The following is a 21,035-nucleotide window of genomic DNA, read 5'->3' on the forward strand; positions in this document are numbered from 1 at the left end:
GCCGATCCAGGTCAGCCCGGCATCGATCACGGCTTGGGCGAAGTCGGCGTTCTCCGAAAGGAATCCGTAACCGGGGTGGATCGCGTCCGCACCGGAGTCCTTCGCGGCCTGCAGCACCTTGGCCATGTCCAGATAACTGGCGGCCGGGGTGTCACCGCCCAGAGCGAACGCCTCGTCGGCCGCACGGACGTGCAATGCGTCCCGGTCCGGATCGGCGTAGACGGCGACACTGCCGATCCCCGCATCCCGGCACGCCCGGGCGACGCGGACAGCGATTTCGCCACGGTTGGCGATGAGCACCTTGCGCACGATGAACGTCTCCCCTGACTCGCTCGGAGTCACCAGAGTGTTCGGTGGCCGCTCATGTGTTCAACAGGTCCGGTTACAGGACTGGGTCGAAATTCGCAGGCCCCGTGCAGCTGTGTCGTAAGAAGTGAAGAGAATGGTCAGAAGCCCGTCAATCGACCGACCGCCCGACCCGCCCGGCCCCCGCCTTTCCAACCGCGCCCGCGACGGCCCTCCGGCGCCTGAACCGGTCCTTCCGCTCCGGCTCCCGCTTCCGCCCGGACAAGGCGGTGCGGCGGCCGGTGAGGCCGCCGCACCCGACGGGAGACAGTGGTTCAGGCGGCCCGGACCAGTTCTCGGTACCACCCCCGCGTTCTCGGGAAGTCCTCCTCGAATCCCGGACCGGGAACCCGGTTCAGATCGGTCCACAGCGGCGCGCTGTCGTACCAGTGATCGGTCGCCAGCATGTCGAGGCCGTGCACCGCCCAGTCGTCCTCGGCCAGCCGCTCACGCGCCTGCGCCAGCGTCAGCTCGCGCCGAGCGCCGGGCAGCGCCGCACAGGCGGCCACCGCGCCCAGCAGCGCCGCGGCGGTCACCGGCCGCGGATGCGCGGCGTGGTAGACGGACGCGGTCAGGCTGTCCGCCGGGGCGAACGCCACCCCCAGCAGGAGCTGCGCCAGTTCGGGCGCGGCGATGGCCGACATCCGGCTGCTCCATCCGACCGCGCCGCCCTGCAGTGCCCGCAGGAGCCGTACGAGTGCGGGGACGACCCATGTGTCCCCCTCTCCGTACACCAGATGGGGGCGCAGGACGATCCCGCCCGCTGCGAGCACGATGTCCTCGGCGGCTGCCCGGCTCCGGGAGGTCGGCGACCCCGGACGGCGGGTGAGCTGCTCGGGACGGGCGCACCGGAAGACCCCGCGCCCGTACACGGAGGCCGTACTGAGGTACACGATGCGCGACACCCCGGCTCGCTGGGCTTCCGCCACGAGCGCGGCGGTCCCGCGGGCGTTGACGGCCTCGTTGGCGTCGGCCGTCCCTCCGATCTGCGAGGCGCAGTGGAGCAGGACGTCCATTCCCTCGCATGCGCCGCGCAGCGAGTCGGGACGGGTCAGATCGGCCCGGACGACCCGGGCGGCGGCCGGCCCGCGCGGGGCGAGCGGCCTGCGGTGCGACATCAGCGTCAGGTCCATGCCCTGACGCGCCGCCTCACGGACGACATGGCTGCCGATGAACCCCGACGCGCCGGTGATGATGGTGGCGAACAAACGACACTCTCCCGTCAGAGGACGATGGGCTCAACAACCGCGGCGTCTGAGGACGACGTCGGCGCAGAAGACGGTCCGGCCCTGCTGGGTTCCGCTGACCCTGACCGGAACGTCGCCGGACGCGTCGGGCTCGCCCGGGACCGCGCCTATTCGGCAGGGGGCGTCGAGCTCCGCGTAGCGCGTGAAGGTGCTGTCGAGGGCGACGACCAGAGCGTCGGGCAGACCGGTGGAGGCGTGCGCGGCCTGTCGGGCCGCCTCCAGGAGCACCATGCCGGGTACGTGGTCGACCGGGTGGTCGAAGAAGATCGGGTGCGCGGTGTCCACCCGGAGCTCCCACGCGTACTCCTGACCTCCCGTCGTCTCCCGGGTCGACGCCTCGGTGAGAACGACATGACCGACGTCCGTACGGCCGACCCGCGCCGGGTCGATCGGACAGCCGACGACGCGGTCGGTGCTGGTGGGACGGTCGCCGCGCAGACGGCGGTGGACGGCCGCGCTGGTGCAGCTGAAGGCCGCCCCGGCGGTGGCCAGTGCGACACCGTCGACCTTGACGGTGACGTCGTAGCGCATACCGCCCAGGGCCTTGCCCCGGCGCACCACGTCCCGGCAGACGGTGTGCAGTTCGACCTCGGTGGGAGCGGTGCCTGCCACGAGCAGCTCCTCGGTGGTGGCGAAGGACATGTTCCACATCAGGAAGTGGTGGCCGAAGGGAACCCCGAACTCGGCGTGCGACAGCAGGGATCCGATCTGGCGGACCGACTCGATCAGCAGCATCGGGTCCTGGTAGCCGCCGGCCTGGGAGAAGAGGGAGTGCCCGCGCGGCCACTGGGCCTGGACGACGAAGGCGTCGGAGTGACCGGCCGGGACCCCCGGGACCGCTTCCCAGCCCGTGAGCAACACCTCGGAGACGGCGGCACGGTGGACGTACTGGCGCGGGACGGTCGTGGTGAGACCGGGGCTCCCGGCGGCGAAGTGCGGAGCAAGGATGCTGTTCGTGCGGGACTCGTGCTGCGCCGAGGCAAGAGACGGCATGCGTGGCACTCCTGATCTGTTCTGGACAGGGGTGAGCAGCCGGACGCCGGCAGCCACCCCCGTGGCCGACGATCTGTTGCGGGTCCCAAGATACAGACAGGTCGGTTCGTAAAATCAAGTAAAGGTTTGGTCTGCCTGCGTCCGGAATCTGATGCATCGCACACACACCCGGTGACCTCACAGTGACAAGACCCGACGGGCGAGTCTAGTAAAAACCGCCGCACATCCGGCATATCGACCGCGATGCCGGAGATCCAGCCACGAAGAGCGGGCTGTTGACTTTTCGTCAAGAAAACCAACAGACCTGCCTGATTTACCACGCTGAGCAGGCACATTGACACTCCGGCCGCCCCGCACAGGTGTACGGCGACACGCCGATCATTACCGGGCAAAGAATCGATCACCGCAGGTGAAGAGCGCCCCCGTCAGGCCAACACGGCGCCCGCTCTTGTCCGTTGACAATCAGACAAGTCTGTTTGCTATCTTCGGCAGGCACGAGCAGTCAGCAGTCCGTGATGCCACGCCCGTGTCTCAGGAGGAGCAGATGAACCGGCAGGCCTCAGATCTACTCGACCCCAGGACAGAGCAGCATCACCCCTTCACCACCCCGCCGCAGCCGCACCGGGCCGCGGCGCCGCCCCCGCCGCCGCCCACCGCCGGCGAGCGCCATGTGCTGCGCGTCCTCGTCGTCGAGAACGAGACCCGTGCCGCCGACGCCCTGGTCCAGGGCCTGCTCCGGCAGGGGTACCGGGCCGAGAGCGTGGCCACCGGCGGCAAGGCGCTGCAGCTCCACCACCAGGCGGATCTCATCCTGCTCGACCTCGACCTGCCCGACCTGGACGGGCTCGAGGTCTGCCGCAGCGTGCGGTCGGTCAGCGACACCCCGATCATCGCGGTGACCGGGCGCGGCAGCGAACTGGACCGCGTCCTGGGCCTCCAGGCCGGCGCGGACGACTACATGGTCAAGCCGTACGGCTTCCGCGAACTGCTGGCCCGGATCGAGGCGGTGATGCGCCGGGCCCGGCCCCGGCAGGCGATCACCCGGATCATCGACCACGGGCCCCTGCGCATCGACGCGACCACCCGCGAGGCCACGCTGGACGGCCGGCAGGTGGACCTCACCCGCAAGGAGTTCGACCTGCTGCATCTGCTCGCCTCGCAGCCGGGCGCCGTCATCTCACGGCGCCAGCTGATGACGCAGGTCTGGGACGACACCTGGTCGCACCGGGGCCGCACCATCGACACGCACGTCAGCAGCCTGCGAGGCAAGCTCGGCTCCAGCAACTGGATCATCACGGTGCGCGGCGTCGGCTTCCGACTCGGCCACCCCTGACCCGACCCGGTCTCGGGCAGCCGCCCGGCAGCCGCCCGGCCACCGCCCGGCCACCCTCCGGCCCACCCCCACTCACTCGACCGCTATCCGGAACGTCTCGCTCCAGGTACTGACGCCCATGCGCTATTGCCCATAGGATGCAGACAAGTCGGTTCGATATTCAAGCGAGTGCAAGGATCCGGGATGGGTAAGCAGGAACGCGGAGAACGGTCGAGGCTCTCGATCCTGGAGGCCGCCGCCCGGGTGTTCGACGTCCGCGGTTTCGACGCGGCGAGCACCAACGAGATCCTCGCCAGCACCGGACTGACCCGCGGCGCCCTCTACCACCACTTCCCGTCCAAGGAAGCGATCGCCGTCGCCCTCCTGGCCGCGCACAGCGAGGCGCTGGTCATCCCGGAGCAGCCGGTGAAGCTGCAGTCCGTCATCGACCTCACCCTCGAGTTCGCCTTCCGGCTCCAGCGCGACCCGGTCCTGCGCGCCAGCGTGCGTCTGGCGGTGGAGCAGACGTCCTTCCCCCGCCCGACGACCACGCCGTACGAGCAGTCGAGCGCGGCCATCCTCGGCCTGCTCCAACAGGCCCGCCAGCAGGGCGAGATCCTGCCGGGCGTGGACCTGCCGGAGGCCACCTCGGTCATCATCGGCTCGTTCACCGGCATGCAGGTGATGTCGCAGGTGTACACGAACCGCCGGGACCTGCCGGAGCGCGTCAGCATCATGTGGCGTTTCCTGCTGCCGGGCCTGGCCACGCCGGGCATCCTGAGCCACCTGAGGGTCACGCCGTCACCGAACCGCGATGGCGACAACGCGCCCAGCGAGCCGGAGACGGCACGGGCGGGGGCCTGAGGGCAGCATCCGGGCCCTGAGGGGTAGGGCCTGTGTCCGGGGGGCCGCGAGGGCAGGGCACCGCGGCCCGCGGACCGGGGGCCTTCGAGCAGGCGGAGCAGCCTTACGACGCTGCCGGGGCCGGCTCCGCCTGAGCGAAGAGCGGCTCCAGCATGCCCCAGATCTGCTCGCTGGTCTCGGGGTCCCACCACCGTCGGTCGGTGTACCCCAGCGACTGCAACCCGGCGGTGACCACGAGGGCCAGGTCGGCAGGACGAAGCCGTCCGCCGTCGTCCGACGCGCGGTCGCCCGCCCCTCCCGCCACCGCCGTTTCCTCCTCCGCCGCTTCCTCCTCCGCCGCGACCATCCGGGCGCGCATCAGGGAGAGCACCTCGTCACGCAGCCGCGGCGACCCGTCCGTACCGTCCTCGCCCAACCGCATTCCGGCGCGGACGACTTGCTCCTCGGACATCGCCACACCCAGCGCGGCACTCAGGCGCGCCGGGGCGCCGGCGGCCTGCCCCGCGAACGCGTCGTCGACCAGGGCGGTCGTGCGGGCGCTCGCCTGGGCACGTACTTCGGCGACCAACTCGGCGGTGGAGGAGAAGTGGTGGTACAGCGCGCCGCGGCTCACCCCGGCGACCCGGCAGATGTTCACCAGCCCGGCGTCGGCGAGCCGCCCGTCGGCGATGAGTTCCGCCGTGGCACGCACGAGGGCTTGGCGCGTCTGCTCGGAGCGCTTGTGCATGGGCCTGCGCCTGCCTCTTCCTCGATACGGCTCCCAAGGGCAGGGAGGCCGATCCGGCGTCTCTGCCCATCCGGAATCATACAACCCTGCCTGTATCCAGGACTAGACCTCACACCAAAACCCCTCACCTTCTCCCACTCACACGTGCCACCGAGGGTAACTTTCACACCGTCCGCACGTATTCTTCCAACATCGCCCGGTACTTGACTTATTGACAATCAGACAAGTCTGTTTGTTATGTTCGAGCGTCGTCAGCGGCACCCGTAGCGTCCGAGGAGTTCCGATGAACAGCTCGACCGTCACCGTCATGGGAAGCGACTTCAGCGAGGCCCTGCACGAAGGGCTGATGCGCGCCGCCCCTCGCATGACACAGCCACGCACCGCGGACCCCCGCCACCCCTCGTCGGTTCCCGGCGCGCGGGGAGACTCCGCGGCCGCGGGCCCGGTGCTGTGGACCTGGGAGACCGAGGCGATCCTGGAACGCTTCGAGGCCCGGCTGCCGTCGGCCCTGCTGCCCGCCGAGGCGGAGGTGCCCGAACTCCGCTCCACGCTGGGCGCGTTCGCCCGTGCGGTCCTGCTACGTGTGGGAGAACTCGACCGCCCGGACACGACCGCCGCCACCCCACCGTGCGAACCGTTCGCCGCGGCGCCCCACCAACTGGTCGCCGCGGGCTCGCTGCTCTTCGAGTGCGGCCTGCTGCACCTCCTGGAGGGCGGCGCACCACGCCGCGCCGCGACGCTCGCCCAGAAGCTCGGCGAGACCCTGCGCGGCGCCGACCGGGACTTCTGGCACGGGGACGAGGGCCGGGCGGACTGCCGCCGCCTGGCCCGCCAGCTTCACGACGAGCTCGGCGGCGCCCTCGCGACGGCCCGGCGAAGCCTCGACCTCGCCGCCCACGACCCCGAGGCCCGGGCCCGCCACCTGACCGACGCCGGCCAGGCCCTGGACGAGGCCTGCCGGGAGAACCGAGCCCTCGTCCACGACCTCCGCGACCGCGCCCGGCTCCCCACCCTGCGCGAAGCCCTCGACGCCTTCCTCGCCACCGCCCGCCCGACGGCCCAGGTGTCCGTCCGCATGACCGGCAACGAGACGCGGGTCCCCGAGCGACACCGCCAGGAGGTGTTCTTCGTCCTCCGCGAGGCCCTGCGCAACAGCCTCGAACACGCGACGGCCGACCCCATCGAGGTCCGCGTACGCACCACCCGCCGCTGGCTCTACGCCAAGGTCGAGAACACCGGCCCCACCCCCACCCCGCACACCCCCGGAAACGGCCTGCGCTCCATGACCGAACGCATGGAGGACCTGGGCGGCCGCCTCCGCCTCTCCACCCCGGAAACAGGCGGCACCCGCGTGGAGATCCACCTCCCCCTCCCCTCCCCCCGCTGACGCGCCCGCCCCCGCAGATCACGGGCATGCGACCCACCAGGCCGCCCGCGACTACTACGAGAACGGGGAGAAGGCGAAGCGGCCCGTGCGCGGCACGAAGTGGTTCTTCGGCTCAGGGCGCGGCGACGGCTACTGGACCCGCGTCATCCTGACGTTCGCGCACGTGGCGGGCGGCGAGTACGAGGACGAGGCCGCCATCGCGGTCCGCCAGTTTTCCCAGCTCAAGACAGTCCTGCCCGACTGCATGGGCGTCATCTACGACGGAGCCCTGCGCGGTGTCCACCGCGACGCCTTGGCCCGGCGCGGACTCCTCGTGATCAACAAGCAGCACGGCTCGGTCAACCCCGTCTTCTACGAACGCGTCAAGCCGTGCCGTAGCGGCCACGAACTGTGGTGCGACCAGGGCCGCATCGCCGAGAGTATCCGCATCGACGACGGCACCCGCGTGCTCCAGCCCGTACCGATCACTCGGCTGGAGCCCCGCATCGGCGTGACCAAGAGCCGCTGGTATCACCTGCTGAAGATCCCCTGCCGCCACGGAGACCACGAGTACCGCGTCCCCGTCGGCATCACCACCACGGCCGAGGACCGGGCCCTGCGCGACGCCGCGACCGGCCGACGGATCCCCAGCGACCACGAGCGCGGCTTCCACCGCGCCGAGCACCTCCAGCAGATCCCGCAGGAGACGCTCTCCCACCAACTCGTGTACCCGTACCGCAGCGATTCCGAGTCCGTCCACAGCCAGTTCGACCTCAGCCTGTGGAACCGCCGCGTGATCGCCTACGGCGTCGACCGCCAGAAGGTCTTCGTCCTCGGCTTCGCGCTCTCCCAGAACGCCACCAGCTATCAGGTCTTCCTCGGAGGCCGCACCAGCGCGCACGAACTCCGGAAGGCGGCGTGATGCCGGCCCTGCCTTACTGCACCTGGCCCGCGAGTGCCTTGGCGAGGTCGCCGACCTGTTGCTTCCGGTCCGGGGAAGCGGCCCCCGCCTTCCCGAGGCCGACGAGCAGGAAGGCGTCGCCGTCGCCATCCAGCTTCAGCCGTACGGCGGCGACGTTGCCGCTGTCGGTGACGACGGCATCTCCGGCCTTGGCGTCGCCGGCCTTCTTCGTGTAGCCGACCAGCTCGTCGACGGACGATCCGGACATCATCTGGATCACCGGTGCCAGCGGGGCGATGGCCTGAGGCGTGCGGGTGGCGACGGTATGGACCTGCACGTCGTCCTTGCCGATGTGGAAGGTGCAGCTCACCAGGGCACCCGGGTTCTCGGCCAACGGTTCCCCGGGCTTGGCCCGCTTGCCGCCCTCGGCCGTGGCGACGGGATCGCCGCCGTCCTGTACGGGTCCGGCTCCGACCGCCCCGTCCAGGCCCGCGGCCTTCCCCGCCTTGGCCACGTCATAGGGCAGCGGGCAGGTGCCGGCCCCCTCGTCGGGCATCCCGTCGGCGGTCGCGGTCAGTCCGCTCAGGCTGAGCGGCGCCGCACCCCCTCCGGTACCGCTCTGGCAGCCAGTCACCAGGGCCGCCACCGTCAGGGCGGCCGCGATCAGGGGTCGGTGTCGTCCGTGTGTCTTGTTCACGTGTCGTGTCCTCAGTGCTTTCAGCAGCCGAGCCGCTTGCCGGCGGCTTCGACGAAGTCGTCGAACAGGTCCTGCCTGCGAGTGGTACCGGGCGCGCCGACGGCGTCCTGGTAGCTCCGGCCGAACTCCATGGAGAAGTACGTCGGAACACCTGCGCAGTCGGCTACGACGTGCCGGGGGTCGAAACCCGAGACCTGGCGGCCGGCCACCCGAGGCTGCTCCTTGAATCCGGGCGAGGAGCGGATGCCCTCGACGATTCGCGGTTCCTGGGTCACGGCGTAGGTGGCGTACCCGGCTACCTCGCAGGCCCAGGTGGGACGGATGCTCTCCTGCACGGTCTCCGTCGCCTCGGTCCGCCCTTCCGGTCCAGGGAACTTGAGACCCTTGAGACCGCACACCGCCGCGTCATCGACCGGCCGTGGCTCCGGGGGCGCTGTGAGAGCACTGGGAGCTCCGAGGGTCCCCTTGTCGAGGCAGCCGGCCCGTTCGGCCGCCTTGTTGGCCACGTCGGTCAGGAGCCGGGCGACCTTCATCGGGTCAGATCCCTCGGGCGCGTATCCCTCGACGATGGCGGGCCCGTCCTTCGTCGTGCAGGTGCCGGGCAGCAGGACCCAGCCGTGGTCCTCGCCGACCGCACCCGTGGCGCCGCCGGAGAAGAACGAGACGGATGCGGGGTTCGGCCAGCGGCCGTCGTCGGTGAAGGGGAAGTCGCCACGCTCGCGGGTGCCCGAGATGCGCATGTGCTCGGTCTCCGAGCCCGGCAGGAACGACGAGCTCTCGACGGTGCATGTGAAGGCGAGTCGGTCACCCGGCCGGGAGTCCAGACCGTCGCGGTCGGAGACGCGGCCGGACGACGGGAAGACGGCGGCGGCCGAGCCGGTGGACACCAGCCCACCGCAGACCTCGTCGTCGACGAAGAGGTTGGTGTTCAGCCACAGATGGGCGCCGACTGCCAGGACGCCGATCGCCAGGACGGGAGCGATGACCATCCGCCTCAGAGCTGCCCGGCCGCTGCCTCCTGTCATCTCACTTCCTCGTTCGCAGGGCCGAGTAGGCATCCTCGCGGCCGGTGATGAAGCTCTGCTGCGCCTCGCCCTTGGCGTGCTCGTGCGCCTCGCTGCCCTGGACACCACGCGTGCCTCCCCAGGCGTCCATCAGCGCGTTCGTGCCGCCGATCCCGGCAGTCGTCGCGGTGCTGTCCTTGGACCTGGCCACGTCCTCAGCAGCGGCCGACACGTCCTTGGAGTACTCGTAGGTGGCGGCATCCACCATGCGCTGGATCGGGTCGCCCACCACGGGGATCTGGGTGAAGAGGCCACCGACACCGTGGTACGTGTAGCGCATCGCGTCGTTGAGGTTGCCGATCTTGGTGTCGCGGTCGTCGAGGATCATGTCGGACCCGATGGCGGTCATCGCCCCGTACACCTCGCCGACGTCACGGGCCTTGTTGTCCCAGTCGCCGACGACGTTGTTCTGCTGGCCGTCCGCTGCATCACGTGCCGTGGCCAGGTACTCGGCCGAGTAGCGCTTCTCGTTCTCGTACAGCAGGTCGTAGACGAGGACGGGTTCGCCTCCGGGAGCCGTCCCGTACGCGGCGTCGGACACGCCCCGCATCACCCGCAGCAGGCTGTGCTTGCTGTTGGTGATGCTGGAGTCCTCGCCGTTCGCGTTGATGCCGGAGCCGCCCTCGGGGCTGGTCCGCTCGGTGCCGCTGAGGATCGCGTGGGTGTCCATGGTGTAGTCGGCGAGAGCACGCCCGAGCGGCACCTTCAGGTTCTGCTCGATGGCGTCGCCCTTGCCGTCCTTGTCCAGGACGGTGATGGTCTCCTGCATCACCCGTGCCTGTGCCTCCGAGTGCTGGTCGAAGGCTGCCCCGGCCGCGTTGGGCTCGCGCCCGGTGGTGGCCGCTTCGAGAGCCGCGCCGAGGCCGATCCGGCTGGTGTAGTCGTCGTAGGTGGCGACCCCATAGCCGGTGATGACGTTCTTGGGCCAGTCGCGGGAGTCGTCGCCGCTGCCGAGGAGGTACTTCAGGTGGTCGTTGCCGACGTGGTCACCGGCCGGCCCGTTGCCCTGGGGGTCGAAGAACGCGGTCGCGGCCTCGGGGTTCTTACTCATCACTCCGAGGAGGCCGTCGATCGGGTCGCTCTCGATCCCCTTCTCCTCCCAGCCACCGCCCCACTTGGTGAAGATGCCCTCGTGCTCCTTCTCGGCGGCGATCAGGTCGTCACCGAGCTGGTAGAGGAACTGGTCGTCGTAGTCGGCGTCGGCGTGCTGCATCATGCTGACGAACGACTGGTAGCCGTAGAGCGGCTGGGTGTTGGAGCCGAAGTTCTTCGTGCCGGACTTGTCGAGGCTCTCGGTCCACTCCTTGTAGAACTTGCCGTCCGGGCTGCCCAGCCACTCGTTGAACTTCTTCGACCCCGGGGGCATCTCGGAGGTCTTCCCCGGCACCTGGGTCGCTCCGGCGACCGTGTTGGCAAGTCCGCGTTCCAGGTCCTGGTGCTCCTTGGTGTTCAGCTTGCCGGAGAGCTTGATCGTGCCGTCGGTGCCCAGGCCCGCGAGGAACGTCTGACTGAACGCCTTGTTGCCGGCGTTGTCGCGGAAGGAACGGTTCAACTCGGCGTAGTCGGCGGCAGACACCTTCTCGCCGCTGTTGATGCGGGTGGCGATGTCCTGGGCCTTCTGCGCCTCGTACAGCTCGATGTCACCGACAGCGGTGCCGTTGAAGCCGTACTGCTGATTGGGCAGGCCCGGGATGACGCCCTTGTTTCCGCCGGCCGCCTGGGTCAGGGCCAGCTTCGCCCCCTGGTCGGCGTCGTCCACGGCCTTCACAGCGGCATCGATCCGTCGTGTCCACTCGGTAGCCGCCTCGTAGCGCTTGCGCTGGAACTCCGGATAGTCCGGATCGTTCCGAGAGGTCTTGTATTTGGAGGAGTCCCACGTGGCCTTGCCCTGGCCATCGACGATCATCTCGTCAGCCTGCGCCTGGGTGACGACGTCCTTGACCGCCTTGACCAGCGTCACGAACTGGGTGTGCGCGTCCCGGAGCAGCGAGGCGATCGCCTTGGCCTCCACCTGCGCGGCCGCGTACTGCTTACGGGTCCCGGCGAACTGGCCCGAAGCGGAGTTCGCGCTCAGCCCGAGCCAGACACCGTCCTCGGCGACGGACTGCACCGAATCCTTGTAGTCGGTCTCCAGCGTGTGGAAGCTCGTCGCCATCTCGTCCCACTTGCCCGCGGCCGTGGTCAGCGGCGTGAGATCGATCGTGACGACATCCTGGTACGTCAGCATCAGTTCCCCCGGTTACTTCGCGTACGGGCCCTGCGGGCCTCCGGCCGGAGGCTGCAGGAGCAGCCACTGCTGCTGCAGCCCACTGTCGAACCCCGTGAATCCCGTACGGGTGCCCTGGAGCGCGAACTTGTCCGCGTCCAACCGGGCCTGAAGAGACTTGACCTGCATCGCCCACTGCTCGTGCGCGCTCTTGAGACCAGCACTGGTCGCCCAGGACGTGAAGGCGGTCTCCGCCGCGTTGGTGGACTCGTCCGCCACGATCCCCGCCTTTTGCGTGTCGGGCTGCAGGCGCGTCTCCAAAGCCTTCACCGCCGCGGCCTTCCCCGGATCGTTCGTCCGGAGATTCGGCTGCCCCGAACCACCCCCGGGGGAAGCCGCCGCGGAGTTCAACCTCATCGCGGAGTCCTGACGTACGGCCGCGTCCTCCCGGACCTGAGCCCATTCCTCGTCGAACGACACCAGTTCCCCCTACGCCACTGTTGCCCCGCCCGCCACCCTACCCACCCCCCTCGAACGCCAGGGCGGCAGCACCCGTCCCCGTCAGGTCCCCGACCGAACGCGCGCGGCTCAGCGCCTCCGTCACGGAGCAGTGACCGTGCATGGGTCAGAACGGACATCACAGCTCGCCCCCGCGAGGCCAGTGCCTTGATCAAGCAGCCTCGCCACCATCACCCTCGGGATGAATCGACCCAGGTCAGAGGGGATAGCACGACGGCACCGCAGTCGTCTCGCCCTATGGGGGCGACCTCCGTGAGCCCTATCCGCTAGGCTGTCAGCGGTCAGTCGACCTTCAGGGCACCTGCCCGGGAAAGTGTCCCTCCGGACCCCACCCGGCATCGCCCCGACGGAAAGCTGACCAGGGCGTTTGTCTCATCCCGCCCGGCATTCCCCACTGGGGTTTTCCGGCAGGGTTTTCGGCAAGCCCCCGCCTTCGTAGCTCAGGGGATAGAGCACCGCTCTCCTAAAGCGGGTGTCGCAGGTTCGAATCCTGCCGGGGGCACCAGAAAGTACCAGATAATAGGACATATCGACCCTCCGTGAGTGCCACGGAGGGTCGTTTTTGTACCTGCTGGGAACGAGGTGGGAACGACACGAGGAGTGACTCAGGGTAACTTTGCGTCTATCAAGCCGCGGGAACTTTGAGCAGTTTTGCCATGCCCTGTGACGTACTACTGTCCTGGCAGACTGCTTTTGGGGCGATGTTGAGCGACGTCGTAGTCAGCGGCAGGGCGATTCGCGGACCGTCGTCCCGCCGCGGGCTACACAAACTGCCGTCTTTCCGGCCTTGGCACATGAACCCGGCCTTGTCTTCGACGGCGTAGCCAAGCCCCGCTCCGCGCGTCACGGCTCGCAGACCGATGCCGAGGTGGCGCAGTTCGGACGTGGCCGGCCTGGGGTGGGATAGTGCGACGATCCCCCGTTCGAGATGCCGAGAACGCCTTCCGCAACCTCGACGACTTCACAAGCCGCCCGGCGCAGGCCGTCCTGGGTGATGACCTCCGAAGCGGAGACGGTCTGCCACGGCGCACCGCCATCACGGCCTTCCTACCGGAGAACGGAACATCACTCTCCGGTGCAGGTCAGTGCAGTCCGCGCAGCTAAAACGCCCCTCAGTTGTGGGCAGACCCGAAATACTTGACGCCTGCCGACAACACCCAGGGGGGAACGTGGCCCAGCTCGAACTCGAAGTGCTCACGGACGATGCCGTTGAGGCAGCGGCCTTCGAGGCGTATTGGCGACTCAACGAAGACGGTGAGACGTGGGCCCAGACCGTCACCGCCATCCGCGCGGAGTACGGGCTGAAGCCGCAGCAGATGACCCGCATCGCCCAGCAGGCCGGCACGGCCTACCTGGCCGACTTGTTGTGCGAGTCTTGCGAGGACCCCTACCCCGTGTCCAGCCGCAGCGACCTCACCCAAGCCCTCCGTTTCCCGAGCTGGAAGTGCCCGAGCTGCCACGAACGCGAAGTGGAGGAGCGCGCCGCGCGGGTCATGGAACAGAAGGCACGGCGCCGCTCCGAGGTCTACGAGCAGTACCCCATCCTGAACGGCCCCGACTTGGAGCCCACCGACCTCACCCTTTTCGAGGCCATCGCGCTGCATGCCCTCTTCAGCGACCCGGCAGTCGAAGACGCCGGGCTGACGTCTCCCACCGACATCTGGCCGAAGGAGCGCCGTTGGGGTCCCGAGCAGCTTCGGTACAACTTCGAACGTGGGCTTCTGAAGGCTGTGCCGCGCCGGCTCAAGGTGCACCCGGACTCGCACCTCGATGCCTTCGCCCTGGACGACGAAGGGGAACTGAGCGATTCCTTCTACCTCGGCCGCGTCAGCTACTACCTCATGGGCCAGGCCAACGAGCTCACTGATCGGCACCCCCGCCTCCTCCAGGCTCTGAACCGCACCTTCCGGGAAGGCCCGTGGCCGACCTCCTGGGCGGGCCAGTGGCGCGACCTATGGGGCGAGCTGGTGCTGGCGGACGCACAGGACTACCTCGCGATGAAGCTCGGCGAGCACCACCTTGAGATGAACCAGGGCGAGGGGACCCGCACCGCCCTCCAGGACGCCCTGAGCACCTTCAGCCTCGGCCAGGTCTTCAACTTCATCTACCGGGCGGCCAAGGACTCCGCCGCCTACTACCAGCGTGGCGGAGTGAACAAGCGGCAAGCCGCCAACAGCACCATCGGGCGCATCAGCGCCAGCGCCGACAGGGCCCGCGCCAACGGCTGGGACGTCAAGCCCTTCGGTCGTCCCTGGAATCTCCCTCTCTCGGCCATCGGGGAGACGTTCTTCAGCAAGGTGATGTGGCAGCCAGACATGATGCAGGTGGCATCCCGCGACGCGCAGGTCCCCTTGCACGCCTGGCCCGCTGAAAAGGCCGCCGAGGGCACAGAGGACGAGGGCTCCGAGGAAGTACCGCACCCGGTGCCTGGCATCGATGAGGAAGGCACCTGGATCGACCTCGGCAAGATTCCCGGTGCCACTCCGTGGCCGGACGTCAACGACCTCCTGAAGCTGGAGCCTGGGACGGTCACCGCGATCGTGTCCGTGCCGACTGCCGGCCGCTCGACGATGGCGCTGAACATCGCGCTGCACAATGCCGCAGCCGAACGACTCACCGTCTTCAGCACCTGCGAGATCAACTCGGACGCGATCGAGCGGAAGCTCGTCAGCGCCACATGCGGAGCAGATCTGCGATACCCCGCCGACACGGTGGACTTCGACTCCGTGCGTCGCCGCGCATCAGAGTCCTCAGTCAGGGTGCCAGGCTGGCACACCCCGACCATCGGGCTCCCGCTTGAACAGGTCTTCCGGGAAGCCGCAACGACGGTCATCCCACCGCAGCGTGGTCGCCTTGCCCTGTGGGTGGTCGACACGATCCAGAGCTACAGCCAGCTGAACGAGGAGGGCCTGGCATTGAGCATGGACGTGGCACGCCGCATTGCGGAGGAACACAACCTCGCGGTTCTGATCACAGCTCGAGCGTTGAGCGAAGGGCCTGACGAGCCGCTCGAACTGCACCACGTCCCGACGCCTATCGCACGCGGCGCCGACACCATCGTTGAACTACACCGCGACGGGGTCTACTGGACCAGCCTGCCCGATGCCGACTCAGCCACTGTGCGGGCTTTGAAGGTCGGAGGTAAGCAGTGCAAGGAATCCGTCTCGCTGAACTTCGAGGCTTCCTTCTGCCGCTTCGTCCGAACTGACAGGTGACCAAGCCGCCCAGGAAACCTTCAGCGGTGCTGGCCCACGGCGCACCGGGGCGCCCCAGCCGGGTGAATCAGAGTCGCCGTGCGCGAACCACAGGGCAGGCCAGGGTTTGCGCCCCAACTCGGAGCGCCCATGGGCTGCAGCACTGTCCTCACCGACTAATGATCTTGATGGGGCTGGCGCTGCACCAGCAGACACCTGGTCGCTGCCGCCGATCTCGCGTCTGGCCGAAGTTCCCCGCTGAGCGCAGGGGGAGTTCTCGCTGTCAGGGCCTATGCGCAGTCGCCCGATGGCACCCCGCAGGACCTGCTCGCTGAACCGCGGCGGCTTCCAGCGACTGTGCCAGCCGTACTGCCGCACCCAACGGCAACGGCCGTTGGGTGCGGCAGTACGGCCGGCCTACTCATCCAAGTGCTGCAGTGGGATGGGCGCATCGAAGACGTCGACGACGAACTCCGAGGATCCGTTGCCCTCGAAGTCGACATCGCGGTCGCTGTGAAGCAACGTATGGATCCTTACCCAACGCCCCTCGGCGCTCGCATCCTCCGCCACATTGAGCGCGCTACGAACGGGGCCGATACCGCCAGTCGGCCGCTTACTCGTCCAGGTTTGCAGGAGCTTCGCTTCTGCGGGAAGCGCCCACGTGCGAGGCTCGGCGCTGGCTGGCACGGAGACCTCGTCGCTGAGCAATTGCATAACCCAGTCGACGTCTCCATCGCTGCCGCGCTCGTTCGACATGCGAATGCCGAGCCCGATCATGTACGCGCCCTCAAGGTACTCCTCGAGTTCATCATCGATATCGCTGAAGTAGACAGCAGGGCGAACCACGTCGATCGGCCCGAACCCGGTGAAGGCTCCAAGCATCGGTGCGCACTTGTCCTTGAGATATTGTCGCGCGGCCATGCGCACAGGCTTCGGGACTCGATCCAGCACCACTCCGAGAGCAGTCTCGTCCCGGTCGGCCAGGAAGCAGTTGAGTGCATCGACCAGTTCCCCGGTCAGATGGAGATCGCCCGCTCCCAGTGTGGTCACCGCCTCCAACTCGTCGCGAGGACCTTTGACAAGGGCGAATACTCTGCTCCGCCCCGGACTCGTGTGCGCAATGAACGAATGAATCATTTCCTGTCTCACATCACGTCTCAGAAGCAGCACCAGCACAAGCACGCGCCGATACCGCCACAAGTAATGGGGAAACCCCTGCCAATCGACGTGTCGTCTGAGCTACATGCTCGTTCGTATGGTCAAAGGTGGGTTGCTGTCAGACCCAGCACTTCAGCCCGGGTCCGCATGGCTAGCGGCAGGTTACCCGGGCGCAAGCCCGGTGACAATGGCGCACAAAGACGTGAGCCGGGCGTAGACAGTGCTAGGGCGGCTTGAACGGTCGGCGGATCAAGTAGCACAAACCGCCGGCGCCACACAGGAATGCGGCAGCGCCAATGAGCCACTGTCACACGCGCTCCTCCTCGCTCCGCGATAGCAGTTCGCAAAGCCCCCTCGCCGAGTTCCGTCTCATGCCAGGATCACCTTGAGGCCCTGGTCCGTGGCGGCCAGTGGGCCTGACACCGCCAGCCCGAAGGAGCAGCATGGAACCCCGCAGCGCGGCTGCTGTCGGCAGGGACTTCCCATACACCGCGAAGACTCTGTGCTACATCGAAGTAGCCAAGGACGGAACGGTGTCCCACGGCGTTGATACCGGCACTTACGAGCGGGCTCGCAGCGGGGAGTCCCAGCTGTTCGCCGTATGGCCGGGCTCCTGGCGAAGCGACCTGTTCGCGATCGATGACCTCGACGAGTGCGCCCGCGCACACGGACTCCTTCACGATCAACAGCGCACCGGGCTCGCTGACCACGAGCACGCCGTCCGCTGGACGCTGGACCCCAGCGAGAAGAAGCCGATGGGCAGCTACATCACTGTCCGCGTCCATCTGGACTGCGGATGCGCCATCAATGACCTCGACGCGTTCGCCAAGCAGATGCGCGCCCAGCAAAGATGGGACATCGCCACGACAGGCGGATGGGGCGGGAGTACCACATCAGGGACCTACATGCGCGTGCGTCGCAAGAGCCTGGACTCCTGACCGGCCTCGCGCGCGTGCCCGATGCGTGAGCGGACGGTCCGGCACAGGGAGCCACGAGCCGGATGGGTTACGACGCCGCAGGGCGCTGATCAGGCAGAACAGCACCCTGCGGCAGGATGGAGCACTACCCGGCAAGGATTCGATCCCACTCCTTGGGCAGGCCTTCAGATGCGCAATGGGAACGCTCTGGGAACATTGAAATGCGCATTATTCGCAATTCGGCCATTGCTCGGCAATCTGACGGCTACCGCGCCCCTTGACCGTCAGTGACGCGGCCCGCCCTCCTACGCCGAGGTACGACGGCGCGAGTGTCCAGACTCGGGATCCACGCTTCCCCGATCCCGCCCCGAACGGGGCCGTGGCCATGACGGAACCGCTCCGCTGCACAGAGGCGGTACCGTCCGGGAATTTCACCAGGTTGCTCGTTCCGCCGTCGCTTGTCGGCCGAAAGCATCCCAGAACAACGCGCGACCGCGCGAAGCCCTCGGCTGTGCGGTGAGACGGATGAAGGGCAGGGCGGGCCTAATCCACGGCTCGGCCTGCGGTGAGCATCAGTTCGCGGATTTTGTACCCGTAGGTCTCGGCGAGGCCCTCCCCGGCGTAGCACAGCACCTCGTCGCCGTCGTAGTCGCCTTCGCAGGCGTCCAGGCCGTCGAGTACGCCGAGGGCCACGGCCTCAGCCGCGTCGGGCATGCCGAGCGCCAGTCGGCGACGGACATCGGCCTCGTACCGTTCAATGACCGGCTCAATCAGACGGCTCGCGGCCTCGTACACATCGGTGTACCCGAAGTCCGCGCGATAGCCGGTGCTCAGATGGGTGATGTCCAGGGTACGCAGGGCCTGCTCAACCTCGCTCGCCGTCTTCTCCTGAAGGGCGGTCAGTTCGGCGCGGGCCCGCGGGGCCAGCACGTGTACGGCCAACTGATCAGCTTCCGCGAACAGTTCGGGGCGAGCATCCAGCAGCCGGTCCAGCACCGCGGCCTTCTCCACGGCGGTGAGTGCGTCCAAGGCTTCGCCGGGGGTACGGCGAGTGTCGTCGACAGGCACGGCCTGCCAGGACATGCCCCGTTCGACGGCGTGCAGGGAGAGTGCGACGGCATGTCGGCACAAGCGTCCTGATGCCGGGTTGCACGAGCCGTCGCACTCCGCCGTCAGCTCCCGCCCCACGACCCGCACCCAGACACCACAGGCGGCGCCCGAACCGTCCCGCACCAGGCAGCAGATACCGCGGGGCTCGCTCTCCGCCTCGATCACCGCACCGTCGGCGAGCAAGGTCCGTCCCTCAGTGACCTCGGTGTCGTCGGCGAACGCGTAGACCGTCTCCTCGTCCATGACCACAGCCATGCGGTCATTCAAGCGCACCCCCGGGAGAGCATGCGGCCCTGGCCACTACGCTCGGCAGCGCGATGCACGGCAACGTGCCCGGGCGGAGTGGAATGGGCCTTCGGTGCCGCGTTCGAGTTCGGCGGCTGCGACTGCGGCGACCCCTTCTGGGGGGTGGGCAGCGGGGCGTTGGTACCGCGTCCGCGCGGCCCGCGGACCGTCGCCGACCTGCTCGACGAGGCCATGGACAAGGTGTGTGCCATCCCGCCCGCCGACACGGCGCGTCGCGAAGCCGCTCTGGGGCGGGCCGCCGCCCGTTCGCCAAGGCGGGCATGAGTCGCGCGGTACTGGCGGCAGGCAGTGAGGTACCGCCCGCGGTGTGACACCGCGGCTGGCAGCCCGCCGATGCGGCGCGCGCCCCCTGGCCAACGCCGGGCGCGCCCGCATGAAAGAACACACTCTCGAATAAGTCCAGATATAATAAGCGCACCTATCCATACAGAGGTGTGCAGTGGATAAACCCGCCGAGATGTTCGACCGCGACTTCGAGTGGGCCGAGCTGACCCGCTTCGCCGCCCTGCCCGGCCCGCGCGCCACCCTCGGCGTGGTCTCCGGCCGCCGCCGCCAGGGCAAGACCTTCCTCCTGGACGCCGTCACGCGGGCAAGCGGCGGCTTCATGTTCACCGCCACCGAGACCACCGAAACCGACGCCCTGCGCCAGTTCGGCGAAGCCCTCGCCCGCCACCGCGACCAGCCCACCCCCTTCCGCTTCACCCACTGGGACGAGGCCGTCACCGAGCTCATGCGCATCGCCGACAGAGGCGGCCCCACCATCGCGGTCATCGACGAATTCCCCTTCCTCGCCAAGGCCTCCCCCGCCCTCCCCTCGATCATCCAGCGCGCCCTCGACCCCGCCGCCCAGCACACCAACACCCCCGTACGGCTCCTGCTGTGCGGCTCCGCCCTGTCCTTCATGGGCGGACTCCTCGCCGGCAACGCCCCGCTGCGCGGCCGCGCCGGCCTGGAACTCGTCGTCCCCACCCTGGACTTCCGCCTCGCCGCCGAGTTCTGGGAGATCACCGACCCGCGCACCGCACTGCTCACCCACGCCATCGTCGGCGGCACCCCCGCCTACCGCCGCGAGTTCACCCAGGGCGACACCCCCGCCGGACCCCACGACTTCGACGCCTGGGTCACCCGCGCCGTCCTCAATCCCGCCCGTCCGCTCTTCCGCGAGGCCCGCTACCTGCTCGCAGAGGAACCCGAACTCCACGACACCGCGCTCTACCACTCCGTCCTGGCCGCCATCGCCGCCGGAAACGCCGCACGCGGCGGCATCGCCGACTACCTCGGCCGCAAGTCCACCGACCTCGCCCACCCGCTCAGCGTCCTCCAGGACGTCGGCATGATCACCCACGAGGCCGACGCCTTCCGCCGCAACCGCTCCGCCTACCGCATCGCCGAACCTCTCATCGCCTTCTACCACGCGGTCATGCGCCCCGCCTGGGGCGATCTGGAACGCCCCGGACGCGCCCCCGCCGTCTGGCGCCGCACCCAGTCCACCTTCCGCAGCAAGGTTGTCGGCCCGCACTTCGAACAGGTCTGCCGCGAATGGGCCCGCTGGCACGCGTCCCCCGCAACCCACGGCGGACAGGTCACAAGGGTCGCCAGCGGGACCGTCAACGATCCTGCCGCGAAGACCAGCCACGAAGTCGACGTCGCGGTCCATGGCGAGACCGACAGCGGCCGCGAAACACTACTCGCCATCGGCGAAGCCAAATGGAACGACGTCATGGGAAAGGCCCACCTCGAACGTCTCCAGCACATCCGTGCTCTCCTCACCGCGCGCGGCACCGCCACCGACGTCACCCGGCTGCAGTGCTACAGCGGCACCGGCTTCACCGACGAACTGCGCCACCTCGCCGAGAACGACCCCGCCATCCAGCTGATCGATCCAGTTCGCCTCTACCACGGCGACTGACCCGGTCGCAGTCACCGCCCCTGTACGGGGAACGTGGGTCGCGGACTTCTCGGACACCAAACGTCGCCATAGGGCGGCCGGCGGGAAACCGCCCGCCGAGTTCGAACAGATCATCCAGGAAGCGCGCCGGGAGGCGACCAGGCGGAGCAGTTCCGGTTCCGAACGGAGCAAGGACGAGCTAGTACTCCAGCTGTAGATCG

Annotated in this window: 18 protein-coding genes and 1 tRNA gene; 9 read left to right on the forward strand and 10 right to left on the reverse strand. The window is 68.6% G+C overall.

The annotated features are described in order from the left end of the window. The 3 genes from J7E93_RS25550 to J7E93_RS25560 all read right to left on the reverse strand — a co-directional run. Positions 1-309 (reverse strand): biotin carboxylase N-terminal domain-containing protein (locus J7E93_RS25550; protein WP_308368784.1); only part of this gene is annotated, 309 nt, incomplete at its 3' end. A 311-nt stretch (positions 310-620) separates the two neighbouring features. After that, entirely contained in the window at positions 621-1,553 is a 933-nt protein-coding gene (locus J7E93_RS25555; RefSeq protein WP_215072297.1) for an NAD(P)-dependent oxidoreductase, read from the reverse strand. A gap of 30 nt (positions 1,554-1,583) precedes the next feature. Further along, positions 1,584-2,585, reverse strand: a complete 1,002-nt coding sequence (locus J7E93_RS25560) for a ScbA/BarX family gamma-butyrolactone biosynthesis protein (RefSeq protein WP_215072298.1) — start codon at positions 2,583-2,585, stop codon at positions 1,584-1,586. A 544-nt stretch (positions 2,586-3,129) separates the two neighbouring features. On the opposite strand from J7E93_RS25560, the gene J7E93_RS25565 reads away from it, so the two are divergent. Together J7E93_RS25565 and J7E93_RS25570 are read left to right on the forward strand one after the other, a co-directional pair. Beyond that, complete coding sequence (locus tag J7E93_RS25565; RefSeq protein ID WP_215072299.1) at positions 3,130-3,918, forward strand: response regulator transcription factor; 789 nt, start codon at positions 3,130-3,132, stop codon at positions 3,916-3,918. A gap of 183 nt (positions 3,919-4,101) precedes the next feature. Continuing rightward, a complete protein-coding gene (locus J7E93_RS25570; RefSeq protein ID WP_215072300.1) occupies positions 4,102-4,761 on the forward strand; it encodes a ScbR family autoregulator-binding transcription factor in 660 nt (219 codons plus the stop codon). Between the two features lie 103 nt (positions 4,762-4,864). Here J7E93_RS25570 and J7E93_RS25575 read toward each other — a convergent pair whose 3' ends face one another. Beyond that, on the reverse strand, positions 4,865-5,488 hold the full coding sequence (locus J7E93_RS25575) for a TetR/AcrR family transcriptional regulator (RefSeq protein ID WP_215072301.1): 624 nt from the start codon (positions 5,486-5,488) through the stop codon (positions 4,865-4,867). 283 nt (positions 5,489-5,771) lie between these two features. Here J7E93_RS25575 and J7E93_RS25580 point away from each other — a divergent pair, with 283 nt between their 5' ends. Both J7E93_RS25580 and J7E93_RS25585 read left to right on the forward strand, forming a co-directional pair. Then, positions 5,772-6,875: a sensor histidine kinase gene (locus J7E93_RS25580; RefSeq protein WP_215072302.1), complete on the forward strand. Its 1,104-nt coding sequence runs from the start codon at positions 5,772-5,774 to the stop codon at positions 6,873-6,875. A gap of 85 nt (positions 6,876-6,960) precedes the next feature. Then, entirely contained in the window at positions 6,961-7,776 is an 816-nt protein-coding gene (locus J7E93_RS25585; RefSeq protein WP_215072303.1) for a hypothetical protein, read from the forward strand. A gap of 13 nt (positions 7,777-7,789) precedes the next feature. Here J7E93_RS25585 and J7E93_RS25590 read toward each other — a convergent pair whose 3' ends face one another. The 4 genes from J7E93_RS25590 to J7E93_RS25605 are packed head-to-tail and all read right to left on the reverse strand — an operon-like array spanning position 7,790 to position 12,001. Further along, entirely contained in the window at positions 7,790-8,452 is a 663-nt protein-coding gene (locus tag J7E93_RS25590) for a hypothetical protein (RefSeq protein ID WP_215072304.1), read from the reverse strand. A 20-nt stretch (positions 8,453-8,472) separates the two neighbouring features. After that, the gene (locus tag J7E93_RS25595) at positions 8,473-9,477 is read right to left on the reverse strand and encodes a hypothetical protein (protein ID WP_215072305.1); all 1,005 of its coding nucleotides are present in this window, start codon (positions 9,475-9,477) and stop codon (positions 8,473-8,475) included. Position 9,478: 1 nt separating this feature from the next. Next, on the reverse strand, positions 9,479-11,743 hold the full coding sequence (locus tag J7E93_RS25600) for a DUF6571 family protein (protein WP_215072306.1): 2,265 nt from the start codon (positions 11,741-11,743) through the stop codon (positions 9,479-9,481). A gap of 12 nt (positions 11,744-11,755) precedes the next feature. Continuing rightward, positions 11,756-12,001 carry a hypothetical protein gene (locus tag J7E93_RS25605; protein WP_215072307.1) on the reverse strand — a complete coding sequence of 82 codons (246 nt, stop codon included), beginning with the start codon at positions 11,999-12,001 and terminating at the stop codon, positions 11,756-11,758. Positions 12,002-12,670: 669 nt separating this feature from the next. Here J7E93_RS25605 and J7E93_RS25610 point away from each other — a divergent pair. After that, positions 12,671-12,746, forward strand: a tRNA-Arg gene (locus J7E93_RS25610). Positions 12,747-13,410: 664 nt separating this feature from the next. Continuing rightward, the gene (locus tag J7E93_RS25615) at positions 13,411-15,456 is read left to right on the forward strand and encodes an AAA family ATPase (RefSeq protein ID WP_215072308.1); all 2,046 of its coding nucleotides are present in this window, start codon (positions 13,411-13,413) and stop codon (positions 15,454-15,456) included. Positions 15,457-15,852: 396 nt separating this feature from the next. On the opposite strand, the gene J7E93_RS25620 is transcribed toward J7E93_RS25615, so the two are convergent. Further along, positions 15,853-16,485 carry a hypothetical protein gene (locus tag J7E93_RS25620; RefSeq protein WP_215072309.1) on the reverse strand — a complete coding sequence of 211 codons (633 nt, stop codon included), beginning with the start codon at positions 16,483-16,485 and terminating at the stop codon, positions 15,853-15,855. Positions 16,486-17,036: 551 nt separating this feature from the next. On the opposite strand from J7E93_RS25620, the gene J7E93_RS25625 reads away from it, so the two are divergent. Next, positions 17,037-17,531 (forward strand): hypothetical protein, encoded by a 495-nt coding sequence (locus J7E93_RS25625; RefSeq protein WP_215072310.1) that lies wholly within the window; start codon positions 17,037-17,039, stop codon positions 17,529-17,531. Between the two features lie 522 nt (positions 17,532-18,053). On the opposite strand, the gene J7E93_RS25630 is transcribed toward J7E93_RS25625, so the two are convergent. Next, positions 18,054-18,875, reverse strand: a complete 822-nt coding sequence (locus J7E93_RS25630; RefSeq protein WP_215072311.1) for a hypothetical protein — start codon at positions 18,873-18,875, stop codon at positions 18,054-18,056. A gap of 87 nt (positions 18,876-18,962) precedes the next feature. Here J7E93_RS25630 and J7E93_RS25635 point away from each other — a divergent pair, with 87 nt between their 5' ends. Both J7E93_RS25635 and J7E93_RS25640 read left to right on the forward strand, forming a co-directional pair. Beyond that, positions 18,963-19,190 carry a hypothetical protein gene (locus tag J7E93_RS25635; protein ID WP_215072312.1) on the forward strand — a complete coding sequence of 76 codons (228 nt, stop codon included), beginning with the start codon at positions 18,963-18,965 and terminating at the stop codon, positions 19,188-19,190. A gap of 193 nt (positions 19,191-19,383) precedes the next feature. Beyond that, positions 19,384-20,835 (forward strand): ATP-binding protein, encoded by a 1,452-nt coding sequence (locus tag J7E93_RS25640; protein ID WP_215072313.1) that lies wholly within the window; start codon positions 19,384-19,386, stop codon positions 20,833-20,835. Positions 20,836-21,035: the final 200 nt, after the last annotated feature.

Origin of the sequence: Streptomyces sp. ISL-36 (genome assembly GCF_018614205.1) — a bacterium.
Classification (GTDB): Bacteria; Actinomycetota; Actinomycetes; order Streptomycetales; family Streptomycetaceae; genus Streptomyces.

Bases quoted from the DNA above. Each gene is read 5' to 3' on its own strand.
- J7E93_RS25575 (WP_215072301.1), bottom strand. From the start codon at position 5,488: ATGCACAAGCGCTCCGAGCAGACGCGCCAAGCCCTCGTGCGTGCCACG.
- J7E93_RS25640 (WP_215072313.1), top strand. From the start codon at position 19,384: ATGTTCGACCGCGACTTCGAGTGGGCCGAGCTGACCCGCTTCGCCGCC.
- J7E93_RS25580 (WP_215072302.1), top strand. From the start codon at position 5,772: ATGAACAGCTCGACCGTCACCGTCATGGGAAGCGACTTCAGCGAGGCC.
- J7E93_RS25600 (WP_215072306.1), bottom strand. From the start codon at position 11,743: ATGCTGACGTACCAGGATGTCGTCACGATCGATCTCACGCCGCTGACC.
- J7E93_RS25595 (WP_215072305.1), bottom strand. From the start codon at position 9,477: ATGACAGGAGGCAGCGGCCGGGCAGCTCTGAGGCGGATGGTCATCGCT.
- J7E93_RS25630 (WP_215072311.1), bottom strand. From the start codon at position 18,875: ATGGCTGTGGTCATGGACGAGGAGACGGTCTACGCGTTCGCCGACGAC.
- J7E93_RS25625 (WP_215072310.1), top strand. From the start codon at position 17,037: ATGGAACCCCGCAGCGCGGCTGCTGTCGGCAGGGACTTCCCATACACC.
- J7E93_RS25565 (WP_215072299.1), top strand. From the start codon at position 3,130: ATGAACCGGCAGGCCTCAGATCTACTCGACCCCAGGACAGAGCAGCAT.
- J7E93_RS25560 (WP_215072298.1), bottom strand. From the start codon at position 2,585: ATGCCGTCTCTTGCCTCGGCGCAGCACGAGTCCCGCACGAACAGCATC.
- J7E93_RS25570 (WP_215072300.1), top strand. From the start codon at position 4,102: ATGGGTAAGCAGGAACGCGGAGAACGGTCGAGGCTCTCGATCCTGGAG.